The sequence below is a fragment of the Aureimonas sp. SA4125 genome (assembly GCF_019973775.1).
Lineage (GTDB): Bacteria > Pseudomonadota > Alphaproteobacteria > Rhizobiales > Rhizobiaceae > Plantimonas.
Genome location: NZ_AP025032.1, coordinates 2,194,718 through 2,212,721, shown reverse-complemented (window position 1 = coordinate 2,212,721; position 18,004 = coordinate 2,194,718). Strand labels below are relative to the sequence as shown.

At 65.5% G+C, this 18,004-nt stretch carries 13 protein-coding genes; 8 read left to right on the top strand and 5 right to left on the bottom strand.

Annotation, left to right across the window (positions count from 1 at the left end; translation table 11 throughout):
* Positions 1-263 precede the first annotated feature (263 nt).
* Together Sa4125_RS10250 and Sa4125_RS10245 are read left to right on the top strand one after the other, a co-directional pair.
* Positions 264-734 (top strand): peroxiredoxin, encoded by a 471-nt coding sequence (locus Sa4125_RS10250; RefSeq protein ID WP_224006742.1) that lies wholly within the window; start codon positions 264-266, stop codon positions 732-734.
* Positions 728-1,561, top strand: a complete 834-nt coding sequence (locus tag Sa4125_RS10245; protein ID WP_224007730.1) for a ferritin-like domain-containing protein — start codon at positions 728-730, stop codon at positions 1,559-1,561. The genes Sa4125_RS10250 and Sa4125_RS10245 overlap by 7 nt, the downstream gene beginning before the upstream one ends.
* A 54-nt stretch (positions 1,562-1,615) precedes the next feature.
* On the opposite strand, the gene Sa4125_RS10240 is transcribed toward Sa4125_RS10245, so the two are convergent.
* Entirely contained in the window at positions 1,616-1,891 is a 276-nt protein-coding gene (locus Sa4125_RS10240; protein ID WP_224006740.1) for a hypothetical protein, read from the bottom strand.
* Between the two features lie 318 nt (positions 1,892-2,209).
* Here Sa4125_RS10240 and Sa4125_RS10235 point away from each other — a divergent pair, with 318 nt between their 5' ends.
* On the top strand, positions 2,210-3,532 hold the full coding sequence (locus Sa4125_RS10235; RefSeq protein WP_224006737.1) for a M23 family metallopeptidase: 1,323 nt from the start codon (positions 2,210-2,212) through the stop codon (positions 3,530-3,532).
* Positions 3,533-3,583: 51 nt separating this feature from the next.
* Here Sa4125_RS10235 and prfB read toward each other — a convergent pair.
* From prfB to Sa4125_RS10220, 3 genes are all read right to left on the bottom strand, one after another.
* Positions 3,584-4,712, bottom strand: a protein-coding gene (gene prfB, locus Sa4125_RS10230; protein WP_224006733.1) for a peptide chain release factor 2 whose coding sequence is annotated in 2 segments (ribosomal slippage) — positions 3,584-4,642 and positions 4,644-4,712 — 1,128 coding nt in all. Because the reading frame shifts where the segments join, the coding sequence is not laid out codon by codon here.
* A gap of 168 nt (positions 4,713-4,880) precedes the next feature.
* The gene (locus Sa4125_RS10225; RefSeq protein ID WP_224006730.1) at positions 4,881-7,319 is read right to left on the bottom strand and encodes a penicillin-binding protein 1A; all 2,439 of its coding nucleotides are present in this window, start codon (positions 7,317-7,319) and stop codon (positions 4,881-4,883) included.
* Positions 7,320-7,540: 221 nt separating this feature from the next.
* Positions 7,541-8,749 carry an N-acetylmuramoyl-L-alanine amidase gene (locus tag Sa4125_RS10220; protein ID WP_224006727.1) on the bottom strand — a complete coding sequence of 403 codons (1,209 nt, stop codon included), beginning with the start codon at positions 8,747-8,749 and terminating at the stop codon, positions 7,541-7,543.
* Positions 8,750-9,403: 654 nt separating this feature from the next.
* On the opposite strand from Sa4125_RS10220, the gene Sa4125_RS10215 reads away from it, so the two are divergent.
* Positions 9,404-12,331: a ribonuclease E/G gene (locus tag Sa4125_RS10215; RefSeq protein WP_224006724.1), complete on the top strand. Its 2,928-nt coding sequence runs from the start codon at positions 9,404-9,406 to the stop codon at positions 12,329-12,331.
* An 81-nt stretch (positions 12,332-12,412) separates the two neighbouring features.
* Here Sa4125_RS10215 and Sa4125_RS10210 read toward each other — a convergent pair whose 3' ends face one another.
* Positions 12,413-13,528, bottom strand: coding sequence for an aminotransferase class I/II-fold pyridoxal phosphate-dependent enzyme (locus Sa4125_RS10210; protein WP_224007727.1), 1,116 nt, complete (start codon positions 13,526-13,528; stop codon positions 12,413-12,415).
* Between the two features lie 218 nt (positions 13,529-13,746).
* Here Sa4125_RS10210 and Sa4125_RS10205 point away from each other — a divergent pair, with 218 nt between their 5' ends.
* From Sa4125_RS10205 to accC, 4 genes are all read left to right on the top strand, one after another.
* A complete protein-coding gene (locus Sa4125_RS10205) occupies positions 13,747-15,120 on the top strand; it encodes a M48 family metalloprotease (protein ID WP_224006721.1) in 1,374 nt (457 codons plus the stop codon).
* A 34-nt stretch (positions 15,121-15,154) separates the two neighbouring features.
* On the top strand, positions 15,155-15,910 hold the full coding sequence (locus Sa4125_RS10200; RefSeq protein ID WP_224006717.1) for a DsbA family protein: 756 nt from the start codon (positions 15,155-15,157) through the stop codon (positions 15,908-15,910).
* 247 nt (positions 15,911-16,157) lie between these two features.
* Positions 16,158-16,634 (top strand): acetyl-CoA carboxylase biotin carboxyl carrier protein, encoded by a 477-nt coding sequence (accB, locus tag Sa4125_RS10195; protein ID WP_224006714.1) that lies wholly within the window; start codon positions 16,158-16,160, stop codon positions 16,632-16,634.
* A gap of 13 nt (positions 16,635-16,647) precedes the next feature.
* On the top strand, positions 16,648-17,997 hold the full coding sequence (gene accC / locus Sa4125_RS10190) for an acetyl-CoA carboxylase biotin carboxylase subunit (RefSeq protein WP_224006711.1): 1,350 nt from the start codon (positions 16,648-16,650) through the stop codon (positions 17,995-17,997).
* The last annotated feature ends 7 nt before the right edge of the window (positions 17,998-18,004 follow it).

Sequence of the window (18,004 nt, the reverse complement as noted above, 5' to 3'; positions counted from 1 at the left end):
AAAGACTTCCCCCATCGGTCGAATCACCTTTCCGCGCGAGCGTCACATCGACATTCGCATAAACCCTGTGGAGTTCGCAGACATGTCCTGACAGCCCAACATCGCCTCGACCTGAACTGTGGGTGCCACGGCGGGCCGACAACAAGCGTTCGCCAGCGCCGGACTTCACGGATAGACTGACCGTGACGCATCCCGTCCGCGTCGCGCGGGTCGCAACACCGACCCCATCTCAGTCCATTTGGCCGAAAGGAAGGCGCCTGCCGATGATCAGCACTGGTTCACCCTGTCCCGATTTCACCCTGCCCGACGACAGCGGCTCCAGCGTGGGGCTCGCCGACCTTTCCGGCAAGCCCTTCGTTCTTTTCTTCTACCCCAAGGACGACACGTCGGGCTGCACCCAGGAAGCGATCGACTTCACCCGGCTGAAGACCGATTTCGACGCCCTCGGGGTCGCGCTTATCGGCGTCTCGCCCGATCCGGTGAAGAAGCATGTCAAGTTCAGGGACAAGCACGCGCTCACCGTCCGGCTGCTCTCGGACGAGGAGAAGTCGCTGCTCGGTGCCTTCGGCGTCTGGGTGGAGAAGAGCATGTACGGCAAGTCGTATATGGGCGTGGAGCGCACGACGGTGCTCGTCGACGCCAGCGGCACGATTGTCCGCCTGTGGCCGAAAGTGAAGGTGCCCGGTCATGCGGAAGAAGTTCTGGCAGCCGCACGCGAGCTAGCCGCATCGTGAGCGACAGCCTGCAAAGGGGTGCGGCGAGCCTTCGCGGCGCCGCCATCGAGGCGCTGCTCGCAGCCGATCTCGACGAGAAGCTGCGCCTGACGGACTATGCCGGCAATGGCTGGTTCGAGCGTCGGCTCGGCCTGTCGTCGCCGGGCGACCCGGCCCAGCCATCGCGCCCCGGTCGTCCGGCAAAGCCGGATCTGGTATCGCCGCGGCTGGTCAAGCGTCGCTCGGTCCATACGCCGGAGGGCCGGATTTCCATGATCCACGCCCTCGCCCATATCGAGCTGAACGCCATCGATCTGGCACTCGACATCGTCGCGCGCTTTGCCCGCGAACCGGTGCCGCGATCGTTTTTCGATGGATGGATGATGGTGGCGATGGAGGAGGCGAAGCATTTTCGTCTGTTGTCCGGACGGCTCAAAGACCTCGGCTCTTTCTATGGTGCCCTGCCGGCGCATGATGGCCTCTGGCAGGCGGTCGAGGCGACGGCGGGCGATCTCGCCGCCCGGCTCGCCATCGTGCCCTTGATCCTCGAAGCGCGGGGGCTCGACGTGACGCCCTCTCTGCTCGCCAAGCTCGACGAGGTCGGCGACCGCGAAACCGGAGCGATCCTCGAAATCATCTACAATGACGAGAAGAAGCATGTCGCGGTCGGCGCGAAATGGTTTCGCTTCCTCTGCGCCCGCCAGGGCGTCAACCCGGCGCAGCGTTTCCAGGTCCTGGTGCGGCAGTGTTTTCGCGGCGACGTGAAGCCGCCGTTCAACGATCGCGCCCGGGCAGAAGCCGGCCTGACGCCGACATTCTATCGGTCCCTGTCACCGCTCTCGAACTGAGCTTTTTCGGACACGCGCGCTCCCGGCCGGCGGAACAGGCCTCTCGCGCGGTTTCTAACCGACGAGAGAGCCGAGGCCGGGGTCCCAGGCGACGCCGTCGAGTTCGATCCGAACGTCGAAACCGTGGCCGGCGGCGTAGTCGCGCGCATCGCGCAGAACAGAATGCGGCTCGCCCGTCGTCGGATACTCGTATTTCGCCTCGCCGACCATTTCTCCGGCCAACGAAGCTTCGGCGGCGGACTGCCCCTCTTCCTCGTACAGCCGCACGAGAACGTAGGCGCTGGGCTCCTGTCCGGTCTGGCGAAAGTAGACATGCGTCTCTGGCGTCATTCGAATCGTCTCCAAATCTGCGGGTGTTGCTGGTTCGTCGTGGCTCCACAGAGGGCAACGGGAGGCATCCCCGGCCGTTCCATCCCTCGCCGCGATGGGCGAGCCAGCCTCGCGATTTCGGGCGGCGCTCGACGTCAGCTGCGAAGGGACAAGCACCGATATTGCCAGTCCCCTTGCGGCGCGAAAGCATTCCTTAACCTTAACAGGGCGTAATCGGGAGGGTTGAAGACCCGCCCCTGCGGGTCGTCACGGACAGGGTACGCGATGACATCGGGCCAGCACCACGGAAGTTTTGGGCGGCGGAAGATTCCCCACACGGTGATCATCGCCCGCGGCGAGGATATCCGGCACTTCACCGTGCGCCCCTGGGTCCTTGCCCTGTCGACCACCCTCGCCTCCACTCTCGTCCTCGGCTGCGTGGCGACCGGCGGCTACATGATGATGCGCGACGACATCCTGTCTTCGGGCACCGCCAGCGAGTTTCGGCTCGAGCAGGCCTACGAGGACCGCATCGCCTCTTTGCGCACACAACTCGACCGGGCGGTCAGTCGGCAGATCCTCGACAAGCAGTCGGTCGAAGAGAAGATCGACACGCTGATCGACCAGCAGCAGGAACTGAAGGCCCGCTACGCAAAGCTGCAGCCTCTGATGGACCGGGCTCGCGCGACGGGTCTTCTGTCCGCCCAAATCCCCATTCCCCGGCCGAAGCCTCGCGATGACGCGGCAAGCCCGGCAGCCGTGTCGACCGCGGTCGATAACGGGTCGCTCGGCGGCCCGTCCCAAGACGTCGCCGCACCGGAACTCGCACCGGCGTTCGCACCGGACGCACCCTCGCCGGCCCTCGCCCGTTTCCGGCTTGTCGATCGTTCGGCCTCGGTGCTTCGGGCCGGCGATCCCTCGGCGACCAAACCGCACGTCTCCTTGGCCATTCCCGTTGCCCTGATCCAGAAGATCGGCGATTCGCTCGAAAGCGTCGAAGACGGACAAATCGCCAATCTGACGAGCCTTGCCATCACCGCCCGCAGCAAGACGGAGCATATCGCCGCCGTACTGCGATCGGAGGGCATGTTGGCCGGTGCGGGCCTTCACCGGGGATCGTCCGACGATGCCGACGGCAAGGGTGGCCCGCTTGTCGACATGCCGGAGACCGAACGCTTCGACGCCAGTTTCGCCGAGCTCGATCAGGCCCTGACCGATCTGCAACTGCTGCAGCGCACGACCGACAGGCTGCCGCTTGCCCGTCCTGTCGACACGCTCCTGATGAGCTCGACCTTCGGCGTTCGGCCCGATCCCTTTCTCGGTCGTTCCGCCATGCATACAGGGCTCGACTTCGTGGCGACGACCGGAACGAATGTCAGTGCCACGGCCTCGGGAACGATCGTGCAGGCCGGCCCGAATGGCGGCTATGGCAACCTCGTCGAGGTCGACCACGGCGGCGGATTGATGACCCGCTACGGTCATCTCTCGCAGATTCTCGTCAATGTCGGTGACAGGGTGAAGGCCGGTTCCGTGATCGGCCGCGTCGGCAGCACGGGTCGCAGCACCGGACCGCATCTCCATTACGAGGTACGCCGCGACGGCAACGCGGTCGACCCCGCGCGCTTTCTGCGTGCCGGCCGCCGGATCAATACCTTCGGCTGATCGGGACTGTGGGGGGCAGATCCCGCCGACCTTTCGACCGGCGGGATTCAATCATTCGGCGTCGGCGACGTCGACGCTGCCACCATGGACACGGTGGGCGAGCGCTGCCTCCATGAATTCGTCGATCTTTCCGTCGAGCACGTCCTGCGGTGCCGTGCTCTGCACGCCCGTGCGAAGATCCTTGACCATCTGGTAGGGCTGCAGCACGTAGGATCGGATCTGGTGACCCCAACCGATGTCTGTCTTCGACGCCTCTTCCTTGTTTGCCGCTTCCTCACGGCGCTGCAGTTCCGCCTCGTAAAGTCGGGCCCGCAGCATGTCCCAGGCGGTGGCCCGATTCTTGTGCTGCGACCGCTCGTTCTGGCACTGCACGACGATACCGCTCGGAATATGCGTGATGCGCACGGCCGAATCGGTCGTATTGACGTGCTGTCCGCCTGATCCCGAGGCTCGGTACGTGTCGATCCGGACTTCCGACTCGTTCACCTCGACCTCGATCGTCTCGTCGACGACGGGATAGACCCAGACCGACGCGAAGGAGGTATGGCGCTTGGCCTGACTGTCATAGGGCGAGATCCGGACGAGACGATGGACGCCCGATTCGGTCTTCATCCAGCCGTAGGCGTTGTGGCCCTTGATCTGGACCGTTGCCGACTTGATGCCGGCCTCTTCGCCGTAATGCGTCTCCAGAAGCTCGACCTTCATCCCGGCGCGCTCCGCCCAGCGCATGTACATGCGGAGCAGCATCGCCGCCCAGTCCTGGCTTTCGGTACCGCCGGCACCCGAATGAACCTCGACATAGGTGTCGAACTTGTCGGCTTCGCCCGACAGGAGCATCTCGATCTGCCGCTTGTCGACGTCGGCCTTGAGCGCCTTGATCTCGCTTTCGGCCTCGACGACGACCGACTGGTCGCCCTCCTCCTCGCCCATGGCGATGAGGTCGATATTGTCCTGCAGGCCGGTTTCCAGCTTGCGGATGCCGTCGATCGCGGATTCGAGAAACTGCCGTTCGCGCATGAGCTTCTGGGCGGCGGCTGCGTCATCCCAGAAATTGGGATTTTCCGACTGTGCGTTCAGAACGTCCAGGCGTTTGAGGGATGAATCCCAGTCAAAGATGCCTCCTCAGCAGGTCGATCGCCTGCTTGATTTCTGATGTCATGGTCTCGATCTCGGCGCGCATGCCGCAGTCCCTTCTATGGTGATGGCAGGGTGTTGGCGGGTATAGGGTCGGCGTCCCGGGCTGTAAAGCAGATGCAACCCCATCCGTGGGGTTGCAGCGTCACGGCTGCGAGCGGAAACAAGGGTCTGCCGTGCTGACGCCCCTCGGGCCGTGCCCGGGGTCCGGTGCTCAGAACAGGCCGCCGGCCCCGCCTTGCACGATGGCGTCCTGGGTCGCCGGTGAAATGACGGCGGGCGCGGCGCTGTAGGCATCGTCGGCACCGATGATCTGGTAGCTGTCGGACGGTCCTGTGCCCGGCTTGAAGGCTTCCATGATGGCCCCCGCGCCGCTGGACGCCATGCCGGTCTTGCGATCGATCGACACCATCGTCATGCCCTCGGGCACGCGGAACTCCACAGGCGGCTTTCCGGCGATCGCCTGCGTCATGAAGTCGAGGAAGATCGGCGCGGCGAGCCCGCCACCGGTTTCGCCACGTCCGAGCGGTGCCGGATTGTCGTAGCCGAGATAAAGCCCGGTGACGAGGTCGGCCGTGTAGCCGACGAACCATGCGTCCTTCTCGTCGTTGGTGGTGCCGGTCTTGCCCGCGACGGGAACGCCCAGCGTGTGCACGGCGTAGCCGGTACCGCGCTGGACAACGCCTTCCATCATCGACGTGATCTGGTAGGCGGTCATCGGGTCGAGCACCTGGTCGCGGTTGTCGACCAAAGCCGGTTCCGCCTGGTTCTCCCAGGTGGAGACGTTGCAGGTGTCGCAGCCGCGGCTGTCGTGCTTGTAGATGGTGCGGCCGTAGCGGTCCTGCACACGGTCGATCAGCGAAGGTTCGATCGAGCGGCCGCCATTGGCCATCACCGAATAGGCGGCCACCATGCGCAGCACCGTGGTCTCGCCCGAGCCGAGCGCCATCGGCAGATACTGCGCCAGCTTGTCGTAGACGCCGAAGCGTTCGGCATACTGCGCGACGAGGTCCATTCCCATGTCGCGGGCCAGCCGCACGGTCATCAGGTTGCGGCTCTTCTCGATGCCCGAGCGGAGCGTCGACGGGCCGGCTGCCTCGCCGCCGTAGTTCTTCGGCTCCCAGTAACCGCCGGTGCCGTTCGGGATGGAGATCGGGCCGTCGAGGATGACCGAGGCGGGCGTATAGCCATTGTCGAGCGCCGCGGCGTAGACGATCGGCTTGAAGGACGAGCCAGGCTGGCGGAGCGCCTGCGTGGCGCGGTTGAACTCCGACTGCGAATAGGAGAAGCCGCCGACCATAGCGAGGACGCGGCCCGTATGCGGGTCCATGGAAACAAGCGCGCCTTGCACCCTCGGCGGCTGGCGCAGGCGATAACCCTCGCCCCCGGCATTCTTCTCGACGAAGACGACGTCGCCGCGCTTCAGCACCTCGTCGGCCGACTTGACCGCGCGCGCCTTGCCGTCGACGCTCACCCGCAGCGCCCATTTCATGTCCGCAAGCGCGATGGTCGCGGTTTCGCGGTCGGCGCCGAGGGCGCCCGAGATCCCACGGACGGGCTGCAGGCCGATGCTGATGCTGTCCGCCTGGGCCGACAGCACGACCGCGACGCGCCATTCCGGCACGTCGACATAGCCCGGCACCTCGCCGAGCGCCTTGCCCCAGTCGCTCTCAAGTTCGATGGTCTTGATCGGTCCGCGATAGCCGCGCGCCTCATCGTAGGCGACGAGGCCCCGCTGCAGCGACGCGCGTGCCTCGACCTGAAGTTTCGGGTCAAGCGTCGAGCGCACGGAAAGGCCGCCCTCGTAGAGCGCCGTCATACCGTAGCGCTGGATGACCTCGCGGCGGACCTCCTCGGTGAAATACTCGCCGGCGAAGAGGTAGGTGCCCGATTTCTTCGGATTGACGCCGAGGGGCTTTGCGCGCGCCTCGTCGCCTTCCGCGGCGGTGACGTAGCCATTGGCCTGCATCTGGTCGATGACCCAGTTGCGGCGCTCCATCGCCCGGTCGGCGCTGCGGTAGGGATTGTAGTTTTCCGGTGCCTTCGGCAGTGCCGCGAGATAGGCCGCCTCGTGGATCTCGAGCTCGTTCACCGACTTGTCGAAATAGGCGAGCGAGGCGGCAGCGACGCCGTAGGAGCCGAGGCCGAGATAGATCTCGTTGAGGTAGAGCTCGAGAATCTTGTCCTTGGAATAGGCCTGCTCGATGCGCAGCGACAGGATCGCCTCCTTCACCTTGCGCTCGATCGAGCGCTCGTTGGTCAGAAGGAAGTTCTTGGCAACCTGCTGGGTGATGGTCGAGCCGCCCTGCATGGGGCCGCCCCTCGCCAGCACCAGGACCGCGCGTCCAAGGCCGTAGATGTCGATGCCGGGATGGCCGTAGAAATTCTTGTCCTCGGCCGAGAGATAGGCGCCCTTGACGAGATTCGGGATCGCCTGGATCGGCAGGAAGAGCCGGCGCTCCTTGGCGTATTCGGCCATGAGCGATCCGTCGGAGGCATGGAAGCGGGTTGCGACCTTCGGCTCGTACGCGGCCAGCACTTGGTAATCCGGCAGGTCCTTCGTCATGTGCTGGACGTAAAGGGCGACGCCCGCCGCGACGATCAGCGCCATGACGGTTCCGATGCCGAAGAAATAGCCGAGCAACCTGATCATTGGAACTCCATCAGCCGCACGCGACCCTCTCGCCGGCTAGCCCGCGCGCCGGCACCATCGAAGCAGCGCTGCAATGGCATTCCGGGCACCTCGCCAGCGCCTTAGCCAATTCGTCGTGCTTCGTCTTCCCGATGCCGGTAAAATGCGGCGGAGCCGTGTCTGCAAGGGTATCAAACCGGGCCGTTACCTTCGCACTGTTGCCGTGATCACACAGCTTTGGCTCAGCCGCCCTCGGCCTTGTCGAGCGTTGCGGCAAGGCCGCGCGAACCGAGATAGCCCGAAACGGCGGAGGCGATCGCGCTTGCCGTGTCCTCGCGCCAGGAGCTGTCGAGCAAGAGCTGCTCGTCGTCGACATTGGAGAGGTAGCCGAGTTCGACAAGCACCGACGGAACGTCCGGCGCGAGGAGGACCTTGAAGCCGGCGGAGCGCTTGGGATTGCGGATCAGCCGGACCTTGTGGCGGCCAAACTCTTCGACGAGCCCGGCAGCGAAATGCTCGGAAAAGCTGTCGGTCTCGCGGCGCATCAGCTCGATCAGGATGTCGAAGACCTCCGGCTCGCCCTCCTGCCATTTAGGGTCGACGAAGCGGTCGGAAGAGTTCTCGCTTTCCGCGACTTCCCGCGACAGCTGGTCGGAAGCGCGTTCCGACAGCGTGTAGACGGTGGCGCCGCGGATCCCGGGATAGCGGATCGAATCGGCATGGAGCGAAATGAACAGCGCCGCCTTGTCTCGCCGGGCAGTTTTCGACCGCTCGCTGAGGCTGACGAAGCGGTCGTCCTCCCGCGTCATCACGACGTCGACGTTCGGCAGGCTGGCCAGCGCCTGCTTCAGCGATTTGGCGAACTGGAGGTTGATGTCTTTCTCCAGCGTTCCGTGCCGGCCGACTGCACCGGTATCGACGCCGCCATGGCCGGGATCGATGACGACGGTCACGCGCTCCTGAGGCCCCGAGACTGGAGGAACCCCCTTCGCCACGTCGACGCTTGCACCGATCTCCTGGCTGGCGACAGCGCGGCCGAAGCCTGCGGCATCGGTCGCGCTGATCGTGAGTTTGAGCACCGAGTGGCCATCCTTCGTGTCGATGGTGGCGACGGGAAGCCCCGGCTGCTTCAGGGCCAAGACGATTCGGTACCGGTCGTGCGCGACCAGCCCCTGGCGAACGTTGGCGACGATCGGGTTCTCCTCGATCGTTATCGTCTTCAGCGCCGCAACCGTGTCGAAGAGATCGATGGCGACGCGGTCGGGACGGCGCAGGAGGATGAGGCGCGAGCGCGGCGTTCCGACAAGATCGAGGGAGGCAACGAACGTCTTCGGCGCGCTCGTCTGGCTGAAGCCGGTCAGGATGCTCTCGGTTATCCCCTCCGCAGCATCGGCTGGCCTTGCAGCAAAGGTCGCGATTCCAAGAAACGACAGAACGAGAAGCACTGCCATGCGGGCCGACTGATTCGCAGATCTACTCTCGGTCATGACATCCCGTCGTCTCGGTATTGGCGCTGGACACGTCGGTCGGCACGCACGAAGGCGTGTACAACCGGGCCCGACATGTCCCCCACAGGCGCCCGCCGGGCTTTACCCTTGTGTCTTGCCCTCGCGCACCATAAAAGCAGAACTGAGGCTGGGAAAACTCAAACGCTTGAAACATCCCGTCCACGACCGCCAGGACCGCCGAGCAAGTTCGACGAAATGTCGGCTGCGAGGTCCTCAGTCCAGGATCTCGCGCGCGAAACGTCGCGGTCGTGAGATCGGTGTTTTTGGGTCTTCCACCTCTGTACCATTTCACGTCCGTGGAGAAATCCCGAACGTCCATCTTTCGACGCGCATCCGGCCCGTTATCGAGCGGATTGCGCGAGATTTCATCGGTCGCCCCAGGCGGCCAGTCAGTTACGCAGGTCGCCCCAGCAGTGTCGCCAGCCTCCACCGGATCCCTGACGCTTCAGCCCGAGCCTTATCAGCCTCGGCGCCAGCCATCCTCGAGTGCGAATCGCCGCCGCCCAACGACCTTTGCGGACGCACCTTTCCCCGTATTCCTCATGGCGTCTGACGCCAGGATGCGCGCCGAGGTGAGCGTCCCGGAGAGATTTCGCCATGCCAAACAAGATGCTGATCGATGCGTCGCATCCCGAGGAAACCCGGGTCGTCGTCGTCCGGGGTAACCGGATCGAGGAATTCGACTTCGAATCCGAGCATAAGAAGCAGATCAAGGGCAATATCTACCTCGCCAAGGTGACGCGCGTCGAACCGTCGCTTCAGGCCGCCTTCGTCGAATACGGCGGCAATCGCCACGGTTTCCTGGCCTTCAGCGAGATCCATCCCGACTACTACCAGATCCCGGTCGCGGACCGTCAGGCGCTCGTCGAGGACGAGATGGCCCGCGTCCGCGAGGAAGAAGAAGACGAAGAGCGCAAGATCACCGCGCAGCGTCGCAATCCCCGTCGGCCGGGCGGCGGCAAGTCGATCCGCGCTGCCGAATCGTCGGGCGACGACAGCATTTTCGAGCCGATCGCGGCCGAGGGCGGCGAGCCGGGCGACGAAGAGACGGACGGCGCGCCATCCCTTTCCGAGAATGAGCACGAAGCGCCCGAGCTGATGGGCGACGACGCCGGCGGCGACGAACTCCTCGGCGACGAGTCCGAAGACGAGACGTCCGGTGAGGAAGCCGACGCCGAGGGGCGCCCGGCACGCAGTGCCAGCGGTCGTGGGCGCCGGTCGCGCTCCCGCCGTGGTCACGGCGCCGAGGATGCGCCGGGCGGCGACGATGAAGAGGAAGTCGTCGACGAGATGGGCGCCGAGGACGCGATGGAGGAAGTCCCCGTCCGCGTTCCGCGCGCCCCGCGCAAGCAGTACAAGATCCAGGAAGTCATCAAGCGCCGGCAGATCCTGCTGGTCCAGGTCGTGAAGGAAGAGCGCGGCAACAAGGGCGCGGCTCTCACCACCTATCTCTCGCTCGCCGGCCGCTATTCCGTGCTGATGCCGAACACCGCGCGCGGCGGCGGCATATCGCGCAAGATCACCAACATCGCCGACCGCAAGCGTTTGAAGGAAGTGGCGCGCGAGCTCGAAGTGCCGAAGGGCATGGGCATCATCCTGCGGACCGCGGGCGCGATGCGCACCAAGGCCGAGGTGAAGCGCGACTACGAATATCTGATGCGCCTGTGGGAGACCGTCCGCAGCCTGACGCTCGCCTCGGCGGCGCCGACCCTCGTCTACGAGGAGGGCAGCCTGATCAAGCGCTCGATTCGCGATCTCTACAACAAGGACATCGACCAGATCTGCGTCTCCGGCGAGGAGGGCTACCGCGAGGCCAAGGACTTCATGCGGATGCTGATGCCGAGCCAGTCGAAGGTCGTCCAGGCCTATCGCGACCCCGTGCCGATCTTTGCGCGCGGCGGCATCGAGGCGCAGCTCGACCGCATGCTGCAGCCGCATGTGACGCTGAAGTCGGGCGGCTACATCATCATCAACCAGACCGAGGCGCTCGTCGCCATCGACGTCAATTCGGGCCGGTCGACGCGCGAGCACTCGATCGAGGACACCGCCTACCAGACCAATCTCGAGGCGGCCGAGGAAGTGGCGCGGCAGCTGCGCCTGCGCGATCTCGCGGGCCTCATCGTCATCGACTTCATCGACATGGAAGAGAAGCGCAACAACCGCGCCGTCGAGAAGAAGATGAAGGACTGCCTGAAGGACGATCGCGCCCGCATCCAGATCGGCCATATCTCGCATTTCGGCCTGATGGAGATGAGCCGCCAGCGCATCCGCGCCAGCGTTCTGGAATCCACCACCCGCGTCTGCCCGACCTGCGACGGCGTCGGCCACATCCGGTCCAACTCCTCGCTGGCGCTGCACGTCGTGCGCGCCATCGAGGAGCATGTGCAGAAGCATTCGACGCACGACGTCATCGTCAAGGTGCCGACGGCGACCGCGCTTTACGTCCTCAACGAAAAGCGCCAGACGATCGAGGATCTGGAGCGGGCCAACGGTCTCAGGATCACGATCGAAGCCGACGATTCGCATGGCCACCAGCATGTCGCCATCGAGCAGGGTCCCGAGGCTGTCCGCCGCGAGTACCTGCCGGCGGTCGCCCCTGTCGTCTACGAGGACGAGCCGGAGGATCTCGACTTGGTCGAGGACGTCGAGGAGACCGAAGAGACCGGTTCGGCGACCGCGGTGGTCGACGCACCCGCCGGCGATGCCGACACCGAGGAGAAGACCGACGACCAGCCGCGCCGCAAGCGCCGGCGTCGGCGCCGGCGGGGCGGCAGCGACGCCTCGGATGACGGCCAGGATGCCGGCGATGCTGGCGAGGACGATGGCGGCGACGACGCGTCGGGCGACGACACGGTCGCTACCGACGACGAGGGCGACGCCGAAGAGACAGCAGCGACTCAGGTGACGTCCGACGACGAGAGCTCCGAAGAGGAGCGCGCCCGCAAACGCCGCCGTCGCGGTCGCCGTGGCGGGCGCAAGAATCGCGACGGGGAAACCGAGGGCGTGTCGGCCGGTGCCGATGACCGGACCGAGGGCGAGAACGGCGAAGCCGTGACCTCCGGCGAGGACGGTCCGCTTGAAGCAGGCGCCCTGCCCTTGCCTGAGACGGCGGAAGAGGTCGGTGCGGCCGAGGTAGCCGAGCTGCCGTTCGAGGCTTCCCCTGAGCCCGTCCGCAACCCCTGGGACAGCGCTCCGGCGACCGAGGCTGAGCACGAACAGCCGACTGCCGAGCCCACCGCCGTGGCCGAGGTCGCACCTGTTTCGGACGAGCCGGCTGGGGCTGAGGTGGCTCCGGTTGCGGCGGTCTTGGAACCCGTGACCGAGGCTCCGGCGCTGCTGGAGGCGGAAACTGCAGCGGGCGAGACCCGCGTGACCGACGAGGCTGCCGCGCCCGTCGAGGAGGCTGCCGCGCCCGCCGAGCCGGCGGTTCGCTCGGAGCCGGCCGTCACCTCCAGCCGCGGCAGCGAACAGGCCGAGCCTGGAGCCAAGCGCACCGGCTGGTGGGCGCGCCGCAGCTTCTTCTAGAATCAGGCGGCCGCAACACGCACAGGACATCACGAAGGGCGGGGATCATTCCCCGCCCTTCGTCGTTGCCGGCAGCAGGCATCAGCCATTCTGATCGAGAAAGTCCGCCATCCGATCGGTCGCCTCGATCAGCGACGGGGTGCTGCAGGCGTAGGACAGGCGGACGAAGCGCTCGCCGCGGCGGACATCGAAATCGCCGCCGGGCGTCAGCGCGACGTGGCTGTTTTCGAGCAGCGCGCGGGCAAAGTGCGTCGACGTCCCCGCCCCTTCCGGCACGGCGGCATAGGCGTAGAAGGCGCCGTCGATCGGGGCGATCGCGCTGAAGCCCATTTCCGGCAGCCGCCGCATCAGGATGTCGCGATTCGCCGCGTAGCCGTCGCGGACAAGCGCCATCTCCTCGACCGCGTCCATCGCCGCGACGGCCGCGACCTGCGACAGTTCCGGCGCCGAGATGTAGAGGCTCTGCCCGATCCGCTCCGCGGCCCGCATCAAGGGCTCCGGCAGAACCAGCCAGCCGACACGCCAACCGGTCATGCAGTAGAGTTTCGAGAACGAATTGACGACGATCGGGCTGTCGGAAAACTCGAGGGCAGAGGCTTCCTTCGGGCCGTAGACGAGGCCGTGATAGATCTCGTCGGAGATGAAGGTGATGGCTTGCTCGTCGCAGAATTCGACCAGGCGCTGCAGTTCGCCGCGCGGCGTCACGGTTCCGGTCGGGTTGGCGGGACTGGCGATCAGCACGCCGTCGAGCCTGCCCCGAGCGTGCTCGAAAGCGAGGCGCTCGGTGTCCAGGATATAGCCATCGGCGGCGTCGACCTCGATCTCGACCGGGACGAGGCCGAGGGCGCGAATGATGTTGCGATACGCTGGATAGCCGGGCGCCGCGATGGCGATGCGCTGGCCGGGATCGAAGGCGGCGAGGAAGGCGAGGTTGAAGCCGGCCGAGGAGCCCGTGGTCACCATGATGCGCTCGGGCGCGACGGCCCGGCCATAGGTGTCGAAATAGTGATGGCCAATGCGCTGGCGCAGGTCTGCACGCCCCAATGCGTCGGTATAACCGACGCGGCCATGGTCCAGCATCCGCCGTGCCGCGGCGATGGCCGCGCGGGGCGCCGGGGCTGCGGGCTGGCCGACCGCCAGCGAGATCACTCTGTCGCCGCGGGCGATCATCCGGTTTGCCTCCGACAAGACGTCCATGGCACGGAACGGCTCGACGGCCGAGCGGGCCGAAGTCTTGACGGTGATGATCTTTGACACTGTGATACTCCTAGAACGGCGCATTCTGCGGCACAGGGCGTGTCGCATGCCGCACGGCGCGGGTCAGGCCGGGATAGCCTCACATTTGCCGGATTGAAAAGGATTGGGATGTCGACGCGAATCCGACCGACCATCTTGAGAAGGACAGAATAAGGCCGATGATCGCTCGCCTCCAGACCCGACTTGTCTGTCTCCTTATCGCCTGCGTGATGGTTCCCTCCAATACGTTGGCCGCGGGGCCCGTCGGTCGCGGAGTTCCGGTGGTCCGGGACGCGGAGATCGAGGGACTGGTCGCTGAATACACGCAGCCGATCCTGAAGGCGGCGGGGCTTTCCCGCTCCGGGGTCGAGGTGATTCTCGTCAACAGCCCCGAGTTCAACGCCTTCGTCTCCGGTCGGCGCATCTTCATCAACACCGGCACGATCGTCGGCTCCGAGACGCCGAACGAGCTGGTCGGCGTGATCGCGCACGAGATCGGCCATCTGGCCGGTGGCCACCAACTGCGGCTGCGCGAGCAGATGGAGCAGGCGCAGAGGATCGCCCTGATCGCAGGCCTTCTGGGCGCCGGTGTCGCCGTGGCAGGCGCTGCGACCGGGTCTTCCAACGCGGCGCGGGCGGGCTCAGGCCTTGCGGTTGGCGGCGGTACGGCAGCGCTGCGCGGGCTTCAGGCCTATCAGAGGTCCGAAGAGACCACGGCCGACCGCTCGGCGCTGGTCTATCTCGAAAAGGCCGGCCAGTCCGGCAAGGGATTGATCCAGAGTTTTGAGGGGTTGGAACGGGCCAATCTCCTCTCGGGCGTCTCGCCGCGGCGCTACATCACCTCCCATCCCGCTCCCCGCGACCGCATCGTGCGGCTCCAGGATCTCGCACGCCAGAGTCCCTACTACGACCGCAAGGACGATCCGGCCTTGCAATTGCGCCATGATCTGGCCCGCGCGAAGATCGCGGCCTATGGCGAGGGCGCGGGTGCCGTCAGGCGGATGTTCTCGAAGGATTCGCGGGGTCTTGCCGCAACCTATGGCGAGGCGATTTCCGCCCATCTTTCGGGCTCGCCGGCGATCGCGCTGCAGAAGATCGACGCCCTGATCGCCAAGGATCCGAAAAGCCCCTGGTTTCACGAAATCCGCGGCGAGATCCTGATGGAGGCCGGCAAGGCCAAGGAGGCGGCCGTCGCCTTTACCCGCGCTGCCAAGCTCGACCCGACGAAGTCCGGTCTTCTCCAGGCCTCGATCGGCCAGGCCATGGTCACCGGGGGCGATGCCGACGACATGAAAAACGCCATCGCCATCATCAAGAAAGGGCTGCAGTCGGACCCTTCGAATGCCAGCGGCTATCGATTCCTGGCTATGGCCTACGGGCGAATAGGCGATGATGCCTCGGCCGAACTCGCGATGGCGGAGGCTCACTGGCAGGCCGGGGCCCTCCTCGACGCACGGATCTTCGCCGCACGGGCGCAAATGAAGCTGAAACCCGGGTCGCCGCAGTGGCTGCAAGCCCAGGACATCATTTCCACCAAGAGCTCATCGAAGTGACCGTGAGATTTCCGGTCCAAAAAGGAACGCCATCTTGATTCGAAAGTCTCTCCTCGCCGCGACGGCCGCAGCCTTGGCCCTGGCTTCCCCCGTCCCGGCGATGGCCCTCACCGCGGGCGAAAAGACCGACATCGAAGCCGTGGTCCGGGACTATCTCATCCGCAATCCGGAGGTGCTGCTCGAGGCGATGGACGCCCTGCAGGCCAAGCGACAGGTCCAGGAACTGGCCGAGCAGAAGGAAGCGATCGCGCTGGCCGGTCCGAATCTTTTCGCAACGCCGGCCGGCACGGTCTTCGGCAATCCGCAGGGAGACGTGACGATCGTCGAGTTCTTCGACTACAATTGCGGCTACTGCAAAAAGGCAATGACCGACATGCAGGCGCTGGTGGAGGCCGATCCGAAGCTCCGATTCGTCCTGAAGGAAGTTCCGGTCCTCGGCCCCCAGTCGATGGAGGCGAGCCAGGTCAGCCTGGCCTTCAGGCATGTCGCGCCGGAGCGCTATGTCGATTTCCACATGAAGCTCCTCGGGCTGAAGGGCGTCGCAAACGCCGACAGCGCCCTTACCGTCGCCGAGGAGCTCGGGGTCGACGAAGCGGCCATCCGCACGGCAATGACGTCGCCGGAGGTCGAGGAAACGCTGAAGGAGGATGCGCGCATCGCCGAGCTTCTGAAGATCACCGGCACGCCCTCCTACGTCCTTGCCAACGAGGTGGTGCCCGGCGCCATCGGCATGGAGGGCTTGGCCGAGAAGATCGCCAACGTCCGCAGTTGTGGTAAGACCGCCTGCTGAAGGCTTTACCGCGCGGCCGATCTTTCGGCTTTTCGAAGCGGGCGGCTCGGTCTATACACGGCCGATCTTGCCGCTGTCCGCGTGTCGGCGCGTCGACATCGGTTCTCATCAAGAGTTTCGTCATCGTAGGCTGGTAGCGATCGCGTAACGGCACGGCCTGGGCAGGCGCCTCTTCGATGCGGGCCCGTGAATGCGTTCGGGTCCGCCCGCAGTCCCCCGGCAGTCCGGCCAGGTTCAAAGGTAAAGCATGTCCACCAAAGACAACATCATCGACCGCGGCCTTGTTCGCGAGCTGGCCGATATCCTGAACGACACGGATCTGACCGAGATCGAAGTCGAGCAGGGTACGCTGCGCGTGCGCGTCTGCCGCCAGAAGGAATTCGGCGGCTATCCCGCCCAGATGCACATGGCACCCTTTCCGCAGCAGGCAGGCTACGCGCCGGACATGCAGTCGGCCCCGCCTGCGGCGGTGGTGGCAACCGGCCCCGAGGTTGGCAGCGTGCCCTCGCCCATGGTCGGCACGGTCTATCTCGCCTCGGGACCCGACGCCAAGCCTTTCGTCGAGATCGGCCAGACGGTCGTCGAGGGCGAGACGCTCCTGATCATCGAGGCGATGAAGACCATGAATCAGATCCCGGCCCCGCGTGCCGGCAAGGTCAAGAAGATCCTCGTCGACAATGCCCAACCGGTCGAGTACGGCGAACCGCTCGTCGTCATCGGCTGAGGCGAGAAGCACGATGTTCAAGAAAATCCTGATCGCCAATCGCGGCGAGATCGCCCTCAGGGTACTGCGCGCCTGCAAGGAACTCGGCATCCCGACGGTCGCCGTGCATTCGACGGCCGACAACGCCGCCATGCATGTCCGCCTTGCCGACGAGAGCGTCTGCATCGGCCCGCCGCCGTCGCGCGACAGCTATCTGAACATTCCGCAGATCCTGGCGGCCTGCGAGATCACCGGCGCCGACGCGGTGCACCCAGGCTACGGCTTCCTGTCGGAAAACTCGCGCTTCGCCGACATTCTGGACGCGCACAAGATCACCTTCATCGGCCCGACCGCCGAGCATATCCGGATCATGGGCGACAAGATCGAGGCCAAGCGCACGGCCAAGCGCCTTGGCATCCCTGTCGTGCCGGGCTCGCCCGGCGCCGTCACCGACGACGTCGAGGCGGCGAAGATCGCCAAGGAGATCGGTTTTCCCGTCATCGTGAAGGCTTCCGCCGGCGGCGGCGGACGCGGCATGAAGGTGGCGCGCACCGCCGAGGATCTGTCGCTGGCACTTGCCACCGCTCGCACGGAAGCGGGTTCAGCCTTCGGCGACGACGCGGTCTATATCGAGAAGTACCTGGAGAAGCCCCGGCATATCGAGGTGCAGGTGTTCGGCGATGGCGCCGGCAATGCCATCCATCTCGGCGAGCGCGACTGCTCGCTGCAGCGCCGTCACCAGAAAGTCTGGGAAGAGGCGCGTTCGCCCGCCCTCTCCGACGCTCAGCGCGACAGCATCGGCATGATCTGCGCCAATGCCATGAGCCAGCTGTCCTACCGCGGCGCCGGTACGATCGAGTTCCTCTACGAGAACGGGGAATTCTACTTCATCGAGATGAACACGCGGCTGCAGGTCGAGCATCCCGTGACGGAGGCGATCACCGGGCTTGATCTCGTGCACGAGCAGATCCGCGTCGCCGCCGGGGTCGGCCTGTCGCTGAAGCAGTCGGAAGTGGTCTTTTCGGGACACGCCATCGAATGCCGCATCAATGCCGAGGATCCAGCGACGTTCGCCCCCTCGCCCGGCACCATCACCCACTACCACACACCGGGCGGCCTCGGCGTGCGCGTCGATTCGGGCATCTACCAGGGCTATGTCATCCCGCCCTTCTACGACAGCCTGATCGGCAAGCTCATCGTCTCCGGCCGGACCCGGCAGGAATGCATGATGCGGCTGCGCCGTGCCCTCGACGAGATCGTCGTCGATGGCGTCAAGACGACGCTGCCGCTGTTCCGCGACCTCGTCGACAATGCCGACATTGCCGCCGGCAACTACGACATCCACTGGCTGGAGAAGTACCTGGCCGACAAGCAGCCGCACTGAGCCGGCC